Raw genomic sequence first — 13478 nt, 5'->3', positions numbered from 1 at the left:
CGCTGAGTGACCGATAGGACGCACCAGGGCGGCCGCCGCGGGATCACCGCGGCGGCCGTTCCTGACTTGGTGGCGAGGGCCCGGGACGGCGACGCCCGCTCCGTCGGCCGGCTGGTCTCGCTCGTCGAGGACGAGTCGCCGGTGCTGCGCGACGTGATGGCGGCGCTGACCCCGTATGCGGGCCGCGCACGAATCGTCGGACTCACCGGCGCTCCGGGCGTCGGCAAGTCGACATCGACGAACGCGCTGGTGGGAGAGCTCCGCCGTCGCGACCTGCGCGTCGCCGTGCTCGCCGTCGACCCGTCGTCCCCGTTCTCGGGCGGCGCCCTGCTGGGCGACCGGATCCGGATGTCCGACCACGTCCTCGATCCCGGCGTCTTCATCCGCTCGATGGCCGCCCGCGGTCACCTCGGCGGCCTGTCCTGGGCCGCTCCCCAGGCGCTGCGGGTGCTCGACGCGGCCGGCTACGACGTGGTGCTCGTCGAGACGGTCGGCGTCGGCCAGAGCGAGGTCGAGGTCGCGGGACTGGCCGACTCCACGGTCGTGCTGCTCGCGCCGGGCATGGGCGACGGCATCCAGGCCGCCAAGGCGGGCATCCTCGAGATCGGCGACGTCTACGTCGTCAACAAGGCCGACCGCGAGGGCGCCGACAAGGTGCGCCGCGACCTCCGCTCGATGCTCCGGCTCGCGGAGCGCGCGGAGGGCGCCTGGAAGCCCCCGGTGCTGAAGACGGCCGCATCGACCGGCGAGGGCGTCGCCGAGGTCGTCGACGCGCTCGAGGAGCACCACGCGTTCCTGCTGGAGAGCGGCGAGCTCGAGCGGCGCCGGGTGCGCCGCAGCCGCGAGGAGATCGAGGCGATCGCGCTCACCGCGCTCCGTACCCGCTGGGCATCGGTCGGGTCCGGCGACCGGCTCGACGAGCTCGCCGCCGCCGTCGTCGCGGGCGAGTCCGACCCCTACACCGCCGCCGACGCCCTCCTCGCCTGATCCGCGAACCCTCACTTGGAGCACGTCGAACCCTCACTTGGAGCACGTCGAACCGTCAGTTCGAGCGGCTCGAAGTGAAGGTTCGACGTGCTCGAACTGAGGGTTCGACCACCTGAGACAATCCCGCTGTGAGAGACGTCGTCATCCTCGGCTCGACCGGGTCCATCGGGACGCAGGCGCTGGACATCGTCCGGGCCAACCCGGACCGGTTCCGGGTGGTGGGGCTGACGGCGCGCGGGGGCAACCCCGAGCTGTTCGAGCAGCAGGTGGCGGAGTTCGGGCCGGTGTTCCACGGCCTGGGCGAGGAGGCCAGCGTCGAGGCGGCCGGCTGGCCGGCGGACGTGGTGCTCAACGGGATCACGGGCGCCGTCGGGCTACGGCCGACCCTCGCGGCGCTCGACGCCGGCACCACCCTCGCGCTGGCCAACAAGGAGTCCCTGGTCATCGGCGGCCCACTGGTCAAGGAGCGCGCCAAGCCCGGGCAGATCGTCCCGGTCGACTCCGAGCACAGCGCGCTCGCGCAGTGCCTGCGCGGAGGCACGCCCGAGGAGGTACGCCGACTCGTGCTCACGGCGAGCGGCGGCCCGTTCCGCGGCCGCACCCGCGAGGATCTCGCCGGCGTCACCCCCGACCAGGCGCTCGCCCACCCGACCTGGGACATGGGCCCGGTGGTGACGATCAACTCCGCGACCCTGGTCAACAAGGGCCTGGAGGTGATCGAGGCGCACCTGCTCTTCGACATTCCGTTCGACCGGATCGAGGTCGTGGTGCACCCGACGAGCGTCGTGCACTCGATGGTCGAGTTCGTCGACGGCTCCACGCTGGTCCAGGCGAGCCCGCCGACGATGCTGATCCCCATCGCCCTCGGCCTCGCCTGGCCGGACCGGGTGCCCGACACCGCGCCGCCGGTCGACTGGACGCGCGCCGAGACGTGGGAGTTCGCCCCGCTCGACGACGAGGCGTTCCCCGCTGTGGCGCTGGCGCGCACGGCGGGAGCGCGCGGGGGCACCGCGCCCGCCGTCTACAACGCCGCCAACGAGGTCTGCGTCGATGCCTTCCGCGCCGGGCGGCTGCCGTTCGTCGCCATCACCGACGTGATCGCCTCCGTCGTGCGGGACCACGACGTACCCTCGGGGGAGCAGCTGACCCTCGCCGACGTCCTCGCCGCGGACGCCTGGGCCCGGGAGGCCGCCGCCCGCATCATCGACGCCGAGGACCGCCCATGACCGCCCTGCTCTACGCCCTGGGCTTCGTGCTGTTCTTTCTCGGCATCCTGGCCTCGATCGGGCTGCACGAGCTCGGCCACATGATCCCCGCCAAGCGGTTCGGCGGGAAGGTCACCCAGTACTTCATCGGCTTCGGCCCGACCGTGTGGTCCAAGCACGTCGGCGAGACCGAGTACGGCGTCAAGGCGATCCCGCTCGGCGGCTACGTCAAGATCGTCGGGATGCTGCCGCCGGGGGACCAGTACGACCCCGACGACCTGGAGTACGACGAGCAGGGCTCGCCGGTCCTCAAGGTGCGCAAGTCGAACACCGGGCTGTTCACGCAGCTGATCAGCGACGCCCGGGCGGCCGAGTGGGAGCTGGTGCGCCCGGAGGACACCGGCCGGCTCTTCTACCGGATGCCGTGGTGGAAGAAGGTCGTCGTGATGGCCGGCGGCCCGTCGGTGAACATCCTGATCGCGTTCTTCATCTTCTGGGGCGTCTTCGCGACCTACGGCACCAAGACCGAGGAGCCGGTGGCCGGAGCGCCGATCGTCGCCACGGTCTCCGAGTGCGTCATCCCCTACACCGAGGACGGGCGCGCCTGCACCAAGGACGACCCCGCCTCCCCGGCGGCGGAGGCCGGGCTCAAGCCGGGCGACCGGATCGTCAGCTTCAACGGCACCCCGATCGAGGACTGGGAGCAGCTGCGCGCCGCGATCCGGGCGAACGACGACGGCACGGCCGTGCTCGTCTACGAGCGCGACGGCAAGGAGCTCACCGGCCGGACCAGCACCACGGTCGAGGCGCGGCCCACGTCGGGAACCGATGCGACCCTGCACCAGGTCGGGTTCCTCGGGATCTCGCCCAAGACCCACGTCGTGACCACCACGGGCGGGCCGTTCTACACCGTCGAGCAGATGGGCACGATGACCAAGCAGGTGGTCCAGGCGCTCGGGACGCTGCCGGTCAAGGTGTGGGGCGTGGCCGAGGCGATCGTCGGGGTCAAGGACCGCGCGGCGGACAGCCCGGTCAGCATCGTCGGCGGCGGCCGGATCGCGGGTGAGACGGTCAGCCACCGGGGCTTCCCGCTCACCGAGAAGGTCGTCTTCCTGCTGATGCTGATCGCGTCGTTCAACTTCTTCATCGGCATGTTCAACTTCGTGCCGCTGCTGCCGCTCGACGGCGGTCACATCGCCAGCGCCCTCTGGGAGGCCGTACGCCGAGCGCTGGCCCGCGTGCGGGGTCGGCCGGACCCGGGCTACGTCGACGCCGCCAAGCTCCTTCCCATCGCCTACGGGTTCGCCGCCGTGCTCCTCGTCATGGGCGTCGTGCTGATCATCGGCGACATCGTCGTGCCGGTGCACCTCACCACCTAGCAGCGAATCGCCCGGAGTCGTGCCCGGGAACTACGATCGGGGCATGACCGCGATCTCCCTGGGCATGCCGTCCGCGCCCGCGCCGGTGCTGGCGCCACGCCGCAAGACCCGGCAGATCCAGGTCGGCAAGGTCGGGGTCGGCAGCGACCACCCCATCTCCGTGCAGTCGATGACGACCACGCTGACGGCCGACGTCAACAGCACCCTGCAGCAGATCGCCGAGCTGACCGCCGCCGGCTGCGACATCGTGCGGGTCGCGTGCCCCTCGGCCGACGACGCCGAGGCGCTCCCGGAGATCGCGACGCACAGCCAGATCCCCGTCATCGCCGACATCCACTTCCAGCCGAAGTACGTCTTCGCGGCGATCGAGGCGGGGTGCGCCGCCGTCCGGGTCAACCCGGGCAACATCAAGAAGTTCGACGACCAGGTCAAAGAGATCGCCAGGGCGGCGAAGGACCACGGCACGTCGATCCGGATCGGCGTCAACGCCGGCTCCCTCGACAAGCGGCTGCTCGAGAAGTACGGCAAGGCCACCCCCGAGGCGCTCGTCGAGAGCGCGGTCTGGGAGGCGAGCCTCTTCGAGGAGCACGACTTCCACGACTTCAAGATCTCGGTCAAGCACAACGACCCCGTCGTGATGGTGCGTGCCTACGAGCTGCTCGCCGAGCAGGGCGACTGGCCGCTGCACCTCGGAGTCACCGAGGCCGGGCCGGCCTTCCAGGGCACGATCAAGTCGGCGACGGCGTTCGGAGCGCTGCTGAGCAAGGGCATCGGCGACACCATCCGGGTCTCCCTCTCCGCGCCCCCGGTCGAGGAGGTCAAGGTCGGCATCCAGATCCTGCAGTCGCTGAACCTCCGCCCCCGCAAGCTCGAGATCGTCTCCTGCCCCAGCTGCGGCCGCGCCCAGGTCGACGTCTACACCCTCGCCGAGCGGGTCACCGCCGGTCTCGAGGGCATGGAGGTCCCGCTCCGCGTCGCCGTGATGGGCTGCGTCGTCAACGGCCCCGGCGAGGCGCGCGAGGCCGACCTCGGTGTCGCTTCCGGCAACGGCAAGGGCCAGATCTTCGTCCGGGGCGAGGTCATCAAGACCGTGCCCGAGTCGGAGATCGTCGAGACCCTGATCGAGGAGGCGATGCGGATCGCCGAGTCGATGGAGCCCGTCGAGGGCGGGTCCGCCGAGGTCACCGTCGGCTGAGGACCCCCTCCGGGGTCAGCGCCAGGCCTTGGCGTAGTCGACGACCAGGGACGCGGGGAACTGGGTCCGCCACGACAGGCCGTTCATCGCCACGCCCATATTGAGGATCATGCCGAAAGGCCGGTCGAAGGGCTGCGGTGCCACCAGCGGCGCGTCCGGGGTCGGCAATCGGCTGAAGCAGGTCGAGCCGTCGATGAGGAACCGGATCGAGGTCGGTTCCCACACCAGCGTGTAGGTGTGGAACACCGAGGCGTCGTCCACCCTGCACTCCCAGCCGGAGTCGACGTCGGGGTCGTCGGTGTCGAAGTGCAGCGACGGCAGCGCCAGCGTGGGCTCGTAGGACCACCACTCCGCGACGTCGATCTCGCCCGAGGACGGCCAGTCGCCGTAGGTCTCGTCGGGCGGGTACATCCAGAAGCCGCCGTGCAGGCCGGCCCGGTCGGTGTCGGGGAACCGGGCGCGCACCTCGAAGCGGCCGTAGGCCTGGGTGAACGTGTCCCTGGTCCCGACCATGCCGCCGGTGAACCGGGTGCTCATCCAGCGCGACCGGAACCGGCAGTTGACCCAGCGGCCCTTGCGCGCGGTCAGGACCAGCGTCCCGTCGCGCACCTCCACGTTCGACGGGTCGTCCTGGTAGCAGGTGCGCTCGGTCCGGAACCCGGTGTCCGCGGTGTGCTGGACGGTCCACTTCGACTTGTCGAGCGCGGTCCCCTTGAAGTCGTCCACGAACGTGCAGGTCCACTGCGCGCCGCCCTTCTTCGGCACGGCGGCCCCGCAGGCGTCGGCCTTGCGAGGGGTGGCGGCGGCCGGCGCGTCGGTGATCGCGGGCGGGACGAGGCTCGCGACCGCGAGCACGGCGATGCCGGCTAGGGCGCGACGAAATACGGGGACGATGCGCGGCATCGGTGGTGTCTCCTCGGGGCGGGCGAACCGTGGCGGACCCTAGCGGTCAATTGACCTGGTTGTCATCAGGCGGTCAGCGCCAGGCCTTCGCGTAGTCGACGACGTACGTCGCGGGCAGTGGCGTCGCCGAGGACACCGCGTTGGAGCCACTCGTGGGCCCGACACCCATGTTCAGGATCATGCTGAAGGGCTTGTCGAACGGCTGCGGCCACACGAGGGGGCTGTCGGGATCGGCGACGCGCGAGAAGCAGGTGGTCCCGTCGATCGCGACGCTGATCCCGGTGGGCTCCCAGTCCAGCGTGTAGGTGTGGTAGTTCCAGGGATCGGCCACGCGGCAGCCCCAGCCCGAGTCGAGGGAAGCGTCGCGACCGTCGTAGTGCAACGAGGGCAGCACGAGGGTGGGATCGTTGGAGAACCACTCGGCGACGTCGATCTCGCCGGAGGCCGGCCAGGCGCCGTAGGTGTTGGTCAGCGGGTAGAGCCAGAAGCCGCCGTGCACGCCGGCGGTGGCGACGTTCGGGTACTTCGCGCGGACCTCGAACCTGCCGTAGGCCTGGGAGAACCTGGTGCGGGTGCCGATCATGCCGCCGGTGTAGGTGGTGGTGAAGTCCCCGGTCGGGCTCTTGCAGAGGAACTTGCCGCGCTCCATGCGGGCGGTGAGCGACAGCTCGCCCTTGAACACCTTGATGTTCTTGTCCGAGGTGGTGAAGCAGGTCAGGCCGCTGCGGAACCCGGTGAGCGAGGTCTGCTGCGTGATCCACTTCGTGGGGTCGAGCCCGCTGCCGTCGAAGTCGTCAACGAACGAGCAGGTCCACGGGGTGCCGTCCGGCTTGGTCAGGACGGCGCCGCAGGCGTCGCTCGTCGCCGCGTCCGCTCCGGGACCGGTGGCCGCCTGGACCGGCGCCAGCAGGCCGAGGGCCAGCAGCACTCCAGCGGCGAGCAGGCGTGGACGGCGAACGGGAGCGGACATGACGAATCTCCTGGATAGAGGCGGCCGCGGGGCCTGTCGCTCCAGCGGGCCTGGCCCCATACCGGGTCCGCGAGCGAGTGCGACGGACAGTAGCGACCGCGATGCCCGACGGGAACCCCTCTGGGCCGGGTTCGGGTCGATCGGTGCCCGACGCTGGTCCCGAATGACTATCCCGCTCCGCGCCGAGCGTCCGCCCGGGTTGGCCTAGGCTCGCCCCGTGCTGACCACCCGCGACGGCGTGCGCGTGCTCGGGGCGACCGACCTCGACGCCTTCCTCGCCCTCGCCCGCCAGGACCCCGTGGTCAACGTCTTCGCGATCCATCGCGCCCACACGACCAACCTCGAGCCACGGTGGCTCGGCGGCGAGATGTGGGGCCGGTTCGACGACGGCCGGCTGGTCTCGGCCTGCCACGTGGCGGCCAACCTGGTCCCGGTCCAGGCCTCGGAGCACGACGCGGTCGCGTTCGCCGACCGGGCCCTCGCGCGACGGCGCAGCGTGTCGACGATCGTCGGGCCGCAGTCCGCCGTACGACCGTTCTGGGACCGGATCGGCGGGGCGTGGGGCGAGCCGCGCGACGCGCGCTGGGACCAGCGGCACATGGTCATCGACCACGACGCCTCCGTCGAGCCGGACCGCCGGGTGCGGATCAGCGTCCGGGACGACCTCGACGTGCTCTACCCGGCGTGCGTGGCGATGTACACCGAGGAGGTCGGCGTCTCCCCGGAGATCGGGGGCGCGGACCTCTACCGCGCCCGGGTCAGCCAGCTGATCAGCCGCGCCTGGTCGTTCGCGCGGTACGACGACGGCGGGCTCGTCTTCAAGGCCGAGGTCGCGTGCGCGACCCCGGACGCCGCGCAGATCCAGGGCGTCTGGGTCCCGCCGGCGCGGCGCGGCGAGGGCCTCGCGACGGCCGGGATGGCCGCCGTCGTCAACCTGGTGCGCGCCCGGATCGCACCGGTGGTCTCGCTCTACGTCAACGACTGGAACCTGGCCGCCCGCAACGCCTACGAGCGGGTCGGCTTCCGGGAGACCGCCCGGTTCGCCACCGTGATGTTCTAGGAGGAGCCCGATGCCCGCACCGCTCACCACCGACGCGAAGGTGGTCGTCGGAGCGTTCCTCGCCAGTGGCGCGGTCCACCTGGTCAAGCCGGACGTCTTCGAGCCGCTGATGCCGGCGTGGGTGCCGGCCCACCGCAAGGTGATCGTGTGGTCGGGCGTCGCCGAGCTGCTCTGCGCGGCCGGCCTGGTGCTGCCGCGGTCCCGGCGTGCGGCCGGGCTCGCGAGCGCCGCGCTGCTGGTCGGCGTCTTCCCCGGCAACGTGCACATGGCCGTCGACGCGCTGCGGGGCGACAACCGACCGCTCCAGGCGGCGAGCCTGGCCCGGCTGCCGCTCCAGCTACCGCTGATCCGCGGCGCCCTGCGCGCCGGCCGCGGCTGAGCCGCGCGGGTCGGCGTACGGGCAAACCGGCTTCAGGCACCCCGAGGCTGCCGCCTACCCTGTGCGCATGATCTCCCGGATGTCGACCCTGTTCGTGCGCACCCTCCGGGAGGACCCCGCCGACGCCGAGGTCCCGAGCCACCGGCTCCTCGTCCGGGCGGGCTACATCCGGCGCGCGGCACCCGGGATCTACACCTGGCTGCCGCTCGGGCTGCGGGTGCTGCGCAGGATCGAGAGCATCATCCGCGAGGAGATGGACGCGATCGGCGCCCAGGAGGTCACCTTCCCGGCGCTGCTGCCCCGTGAGCCCTACGAGACCACCGGCCGCTGGTCGGAGTACGGCGACGGCATCTTCCGCCTCAAGGACCGCAAGGACGGCGACTACCTGCTCGGTCCCACCCACGAGGAGATGTTCACCCTCCTCGTCAAGGACCTCTACGGCTCCTACAAGGACCTGCCGCTGTCGATCTACCAGATCCAGAACAAGTACCGCGACGAGGCGCGACCGCGCGCCGGCCTGCTCCGCGGACGCGAGTTCGTGATGAAGGACTCCTACTCCTTCGACGTCACCGACGCGGGCCTCGACGAGAGCTACCGCCGGCACCGCGAGGCGTACGTCCGGATCTTCGACCGGCTCGGGTTCGACTACGTCATCGTGAAGGCCACCTCCGGCGCGATGGGCGGCTCCGCGTCCGAGGAGTTCCTCGCCAAGGCCGACGTCGGCGAGGACACCTACGTCCGCTGCACGAACTGCGACTACGCGGCCAACGTCGAGGCCGTCGAGGTGCGCCCGCCCGCGCCCCGGTCCTACGACGACGCGCCGGCCGCGCACGCCGAGCAGACCCCCGAAACGCCGACCATCGCCACCCTGGTCGACCACCTCAACGAGAAGTTCCCCCGCGACGACCGGCCGTGGACCGCCGGCGACACCCTCAAGAACGTGCTCGTGGTGCTCGCCCACCCGGACGGCACCCGCGAGCCGCTGGCGATCGGGCTGCCCGGCGACCGCGAGGTCGACATCAAGCGGCTCGAGGGCCAGATGGAGCCGATCGGCATCGAGCCGATGGACGACGAGGAGCTGCGGAAGCACCCCGCGCTGGTGAAGGGCTACATCGGGCCGGCGGCGCTCGGCAGCGAGAGCGAGTCGGGGATCCGCTACCTCGTCGACCCGCGCGTGGTCGAGGGCACTCGCTGGGTGACCGGCGCCAACGTCGCCGGCTCGCACGTCATCGACCTGGTGGTGGGGCGGGACTTCACGCCCGACGGCACCATCGAGGCGGCGGAGGTCCGCGACGGCGACCCCTGCCCGCGCTGCGAGGACGGCACGTTCGAGTCCGCCCGCGGCATCGAGATGGGCCACGTCTTCCAGCTCGGGCGCAAGTACGCCGACGCGCTGGGCCTCCAGGTCCTCGACGAGAACGGGAAGCTGGTCACGGTCACGATGGGCTCCTACGGCGTCGGCGTCACCCGCGCGGTCGCCGCGATCGCGGAGGGGACGCTCGACGAGATCGGGCTGTGCTGGCCGCGCCAGGTGGCGCCGTACGACGTGCACCTGGTCGCGACCGGCAAGGATGCCTCGGTCTTCGACGCGGCCGAGAAGCTCGCTCAGGACCTGACCGCCGCCGGCCTGGACGTGCTCTACGACGACCGCCCGAAGGTCAGCCCCGGCGTGAAGTTCAAGGACGCCGAGCTGATCGGCGTACCCACGATCGTGACCGTCGGCCGGGGGCTCGCGGACGGCCAGGTCGAGGTGAAGGACCGCCGCAGCGGCGAGCGGGCCGACGTGCCTGTCGAGGGCGCCGTGGAGCGCCTGGTGGCCCTGGTGCGGGAGTGACCCGACGGCCGTCGCGAGGCGGCGGTCACGTTGCAGGTTCCTGCACTGCAATTTTCTGAGGATGGCGCTGGGATGACCCGCGGACGGCTTGTGTTGCAGAATCGTGCATACCGCGAAACGGCGAGCCCCACACTCTCCGATTCGTGACGGCCGATTGTCCCCGGTCATCAGCGGTCCGCGACCCCGTTCTTCGGGGGACGTCTCGGGAGTTCCCCGGAGGTCGAGGTCGCGGGCCGCTGGCCATTTTTCCCGGAGCGGCGGTCAGAGGCCGGGCAACGTCTCCGGTCGGCCACCGAAGCGGAGCTCGCGCACGGCCGTGTCGACCAGGGCGTCGACCCCCCAGGACCGCTCCCGGCCCGTCGTGCTCGCCACCAGGAAGGCGTACGTCGACGCGGCGCCCTGCTCGAGGCGGAGCGCCCGCCCGGTGACGGCCGCCGGGGTCGACAGGTCCTCGGGCAGTTCGTAGCCCGCCTGCGCTGCGACGGGGTCGCCGCCGGCGTCCTCGATGATCGCGATCAGCGCGTCGCGGCGCTGCTGGTGGGTCGTGTAGGCGTCGGTGACGTCGGCGAACAGCTGCGGCGTCGCCGACTGGGAGGTCTGCGCGCCGAGTGCGCCGTACACGAAGACGGCGGCGTGCTCGGCCGCGAGCGTCGTCTGCAGCGCGTCGAGGGGGCTGCCGGACCGGGTCATGGCGTCACCGCGACCTGCTGGGCGATCGCCGCGGCCATCGAGGCCAGCACCTGGGCGAGGGCACCGCTGTCGGCCTCGCCGGCCGCGCGGGCCAGGTGCGCCTGCAGCCGCCGCTCGTCGGCCAGCACGTCGTCGCGGGTGGCCGGCGCTCCCGACCGCCGCGCCGACCCGCTCCAACCCAGCTTCTTCAGGTGCGCGTCGTGCAGCCGGGCGAACGGGCGCACCACGGGGCGCAGCCCCGCGCCGCGCGCCGCCCTGATCCTGCCGAGCGTGTCCGCGATCGCCTGTCCCACCTCGTCGACGAGATCCGTGTCGGAGCCGGCCGCGGGCGTCGTGCCACTGCTCTGCGAGCCGCAGGCGGACACCGCGCCGCCGACCAGGAGCCCGCCCAGGCCGCCCACCACGACGGTTCGACGGGAGAGGGGGGAGCGGTGCGGCACGCGCAGACCTTACCGAGGCGGAGGATGGGCGCCGGGCCGGTATCGTGGACCGACGAGCACCACCCACAACAGGATCACCACAACAGGACAAGGGGGCGCCCACCGATGAGTGCGAGCCGTCCGAGCAGCACGGCGACCGCGACCAGGGTCGAGGACGAGCTGACCGGCCCCCTGGGAGACCTGGGCCTGGACATCGAGGCCGTCGAGATCACGCCGGCCGGGAAGCGCCGGGTGCTGCGGGTCGCCGTCGACAAGGACGGCGGCGTCACCCTCGACGACGTTGCCGCCGCGACGCGCGCCGCGAACGGGGTGCTGGACGAGTCCGACGTGATGGGCGAGCAGCCCTACACGCTCGAGGTCACCTCACGGGGCGTCGACCGGCCGCTGACGCTGCCGCGCCACTGGCGGCGCAACCGGTCGCGGCTGGTGAAGGTCACCCTCTCCGGCGGTGACGTGGTCACGGGGCGGGTCACCGCGTCGGACGACGAGCAGGCGACGCTCGACGTCGACGGCCAGGAGCGCGCGGTCCCGTTCGCCGACGTGGAGAAGGCCCTCGTGCAGATCGAGTTCAACCGGAAGGACGAGGACTGACATGGACATCGACCTCAACATCCTGCGCATGCTGGAGCGGGAGAAGGAGATCAAGTTCGACGTCCTCGTCGAGGCGATCGAGCAGGCGCTGCTCACGGCCTACCACAAGACCCCCGGCGCCCAGGAGCACGCGCGCGTCGAGCTGGACCGCAAGTCCGGTCACGTGACGGTGCTCGCCGACGAGCTCGACGACGAGGGCAACAAGGTCGGGGAGTACGACGACACGCCCGAGGGCTTCGGCCGGATCGCGGCCACGACGGCGAAGCAGATCATGCTGCAGCGGCTCCGCGACGCCGAGGACGAGATCAAGTTCGGCGAGTTCTCCGGCAAGGAGGGCGACATCATCTCCGGCGTCATCCAGCAGGGCCGCAACCCCGACGACGTGCTCGTCGACCTGGGCCGGATCGAGGGGTCGCTGCCGGTGAGCGAGCGGGTCCCCGGCGAGGACTACAGCCACGGCACCCGGATCAAGTGCCTGGTGGTCTCGGTGCGCAAGGGGATGCGCGGCCCGCAGGTGACCCTCTCGCGCTCGCACCCCAACCTGGTCAAGAAGCTCTTCGCGCTCGAGGTGCCCGAGATCGCCGACGGCACCGTCGAGATCTCGGCGCTGGCCCGCGAGGCCGGCCACCGGACCAAGATCGCGGTCCGCTCGACGGTCCAGGGCGTCAACGCCAAGGGCGCCTGCATCGGTCCCATGGGGCAGCGGGTCCGCAACGTGATGTCCGAGCTCGGCGGCGAGAAGATCGACATCGTCGACTGGTCCGACGACCCCGTCCGGCTGGTCGCCCACGCACTCTCGCCGGCGCAGGTCACCTCGGTCACGGTCGTCGACGAGGCGGCGCGGTCCGCGCGGGTCGTCGTGCCTGACTTCCAGCTCTCGCTGGCCATCGGCAAGGAGGGCCAGAACGCCCGGCTCGCGGCGCGGCTGACCGGCTGGAGAATCGACATCCACTCCGACGAGGAGGGCGCGCAGCCCTCGAGTCCTGCCGGTTCGGAGTCTGCGGGTCCGACCGGGTAAGGTTGTCCCTCGGTGGCTCGCCGAAGGAACATCGCTGCGCGATCGGACGTTTCCCCTCCTCAGGGGCCCGTCCGGACCTGCATCGGTTGCCGGAAGCAGGCCTCCAAGCGCGAGTTGTTGCGGGTGACCGCCGGCTCGGACGCCACGACCGGCCTGCCGGTGGTGCGACCCGATCCCGACGGCACCGCACCCGGTCGCGGGGCGCACCTGCACCCCACGTCCGAGTGTTACGACCTCGCGGTGCGGCGGAAGGCCTTCGCCCGGGCCCTCAGGGTCGGGGCAGGACCTTCCAGCGCACCGGTGGGGGACTACGTCGCGGCGGCGCGCACCACCGATCAGACCGACAGAAACTGGAGCACCCGCTCATGAGCACTCGATGAGTACCTCGCGATGAGCCAGTTCGACCTGTTCCACCCACCAACGGTCTAGACCCGCTTTCCGGGTCTTGGCCAAAAGGAGAAACGTGGCCAAGACCCGAGTTTCAGAGCTCGCCAAGCAGTACGGCGTCAAGAGCGCTGACGTCCTGAAGATGCTGGGCGACATCGGAGAGTTCGCGAAGACTGCGTCCTCGAGCATCGAGCCGCCCGCGGTCAAGAAGTTCGAGGACAAGTACGGCGCCGAGCTGAAGGCGAAGATGGCGCCCGCTGAGGACGCGCCTGCCGACAAGGCTCCCGCCAAGAAGGCGCCCGCCAAGAAGGCGGCCGCCCCTGCGGAGGAGCCGGCTGCTGCCGCGCCCGCCGAGACCGAGGCGGCGCCCGCCGCGCCGGCCGGCCCCCGGCCGGGCCCGCGACCCGCCGCCGCTGCCGCCAAGGCCGAGGCCCCCGCCG

The 13478-nt window shown here is 71.6% G+C and carries 15 protein-coding genes; 11 read left to right on the top strand and 4 right to left on the bottom strand.

The features are described from left to right. The first annotated feature begins 6 nt into the window (after positions 1 to 6). The 4 genes from meaB (at position 7) to ispG (ending at position 4766) form a co-directional block, all read left to right on the top strand. On the top strand, positions 7 to 987 hold the full coding sequence (gene meaB, locus ABD709_RS13805) for a methylmalonyl Co-A mutase-associated GTPase MeaB (protein ID WP_344776350.1): 981 nt from the start codon (positions 7 to 9) through the stop codon (positions 985 to 987). 128 nt (positions 988 to 1115) lie between these two features. Then, complete coding sequence (gene dxr, locus ABD709_RS13800; RefSeq protein WP_344776348.1) at positions 1116 to 2213, top strand: 1-deoxy-D-xylulose-5-phosphate reductoisomerase; 1098 nt, start codon at positions 1116 to 1118, stop codon at positions 2211 to 2213. Further along, positions 2210 to 3571 carry a M50 family metallopeptidase gene (locus ABD709_RS13795; RefSeq protein ID WP_344776346.1) on the top strand — a complete coding sequence of 454 codons (1362 nt, stop codon included), beginning with the start codon at positions 2210 to 2212 and terminating at the stop codon, positions 3569 to 3571. The genes dxr and ABD709_RS13795 overlap by 4 nt, the downstream gene beginning before the upstream one ends. Before the next feature lie 43 nt (positions 3572 to 3614). Next, positions 3615 to 4766, top strand: a complete 1152-nt coding sequence (ispG, locus tag ABD709_RS13790) for a flavodoxin-dependent (E)-4-hydroxy-3-methylbut-2-enyl-diphosphate synthase (protein WP_344776344.1) — start codon at positions 3615 to 3617, stop codon at positions 4764 to 4766. Positions 4767 to 4781: 15 nt separating this feature from the next. Here ispG and ABD709_RS13785 read toward each other — a convergent pair whose 3' ends face one another. Continuing rightward, the gene (locus tag ABD709_RS13785; RefSeq protein ID WP_344776342.1) at positions 4782 to 5669 is read right to left on the bottom strand and encodes a glycoside hydrolase family 16 protein; all 888 of its coding nucleotides are present in this window, start codon (positions 5667 to 5669) and stop codon (positions 4782 to 4784) included. 73 nt (positions 5670 to 5742) lie between these two features. Beyond that, positions 5743 to 6639 (bottom strand): glycoside hydrolase family 16 protein, encoded by an 897-nt coding sequence (locus tag ABD709_RS13780; RefSeq protein WP_344776340.1) that lies wholly within the window; start codon positions 6637 to 6639, stop codon positions 5743 to 5745. Positions 6640 to 6856: 217 nt separating this feature from the next. Here ABD709_RS13780 and ABD709_RS13775 point away from each other — a divergent pair, with 217 nt between their 5' ends. From ABD709_RS13775 to ABD709_RS13765, 3 genes are all read left to right on the top strand, one after another. Then, positions 6857 to 7699, top strand: a complete 843-nt coding sequence (locus tag ABD709_RS13775; RefSeq protein WP_344776339.1) for a GNAT family N-acetyltransferase — start codon at positions 6857 to 6859, stop codon at positions 7697 to 7699. 10 nt (positions 7700 to 7709) lie between these two features. After that, positions 7710 to 8078 (top strand): DoxX family protein, encoded by a 369-nt coding sequence (locus ABD709_RS13770; RefSeq protein ID WP_344776337.1) that lies wholly within the window; start codon positions 7710 to 7712, stop codon positions 8076 to 8078. A gap of 67 nt (positions 8079 to 8145) precedes the next feature. Beyond that, complete coding sequence (locus ABD709_RS13765) at positions 8146 to 9912, top strand: proline--tRNA ligase (RefSeq protein WP_344776335.1); 1767 nt, start codon at positions 8146 to 8148, stop codon at positions 9910 to 9912. 261 nt (positions 9913 to 10173) lie between these two features. On the opposite strand, the gene ABD709_RS13760 is transcribed toward ABD709_RS13765, so the two are convergent. After that, positions 10174 to 10602: a ferritin-like domain-containing protein gene (locus ABD709_RS13760; protein WP_344776333.1), complete on the bottom strand. Its 429-nt coding sequence runs from the start codon at positions 10600 to 10602 to the stop codon at positions 10174 to 10176. Continuing rightward, positions 10599 to 11042, bottom strand: coding sequence for a hypothetical protein (locus ABD709_RS13755; RefSeq protein ID WP_344776331.1), 444 nt, complete (start codon positions 11040 to 11042; stop codon positions 10599 to 10601). The genes ABD709_RS13760 and ABD709_RS13755 overlap by 4 nt, the downstream gene beginning before the upstream one ends. Before the next feature lie 105 nt (positions 11043 to 11147). Here ABD709_RS13755 and rimP point away from each other — a divergent pair, with 105 nt between their 5' ends. The 4 genes from rimP to ABD709_RS13735 form a co-directional block, all read left to right on the top strand. Beyond that, positions 11148 to 11633 (top strand): ribosome maturation factor RimP, encoded by a 486-nt coding sequence (gene rimP / locus ABD709_RS13750; RefSeq protein ID WP_344776329.1) that lies wholly within the window; start codon positions 11148 to 11150, stop codon positions 11631 to 11633. A gap of 1 nt (position 11634) precedes the next feature. After that, entirely contained in the window at positions 11635 to 12651 is a 1017-nt protein-coding gene (nusA, locus tag ABD709_RS13745) for a transcription termination factor NusA (RefSeq protein WP_344776327.1), read from the top strand. Between the two features lie 12 nt (positions 12652 to 12663). Then, complete coding sequence (locus ABD709_RS13740; protein ID WP_344776325.1) at positions 12664 to 13020, top strand: YlxR family protein; 357 nt, start codon at positions 12664 to 12666, stop codon at positions 13018 to 13020. 94 nt (positions 13021 to 13114) lie between these two features. Next, the coding region (locus ABD709_RS13735; protein ID WP_344776323.1) for a translation initiation factor IF-2 N-terminal domain-containing protein at positions 13115 to 13478 on the top strand (364 nt) is incomplete at its 3' end.

Source organism: Nocardioides panacisoli, from assembly GCF_039537325.1.
Lineage (GTDB): Bacteria > Actinomycetota > Actinomycetes > Propionibacteriales > Nocardioidaceae > Nocardioides > Nocardioides panacisoli.
This window is presented reverse-complemented; position numbering and strand designations above follow the sequence as displayed.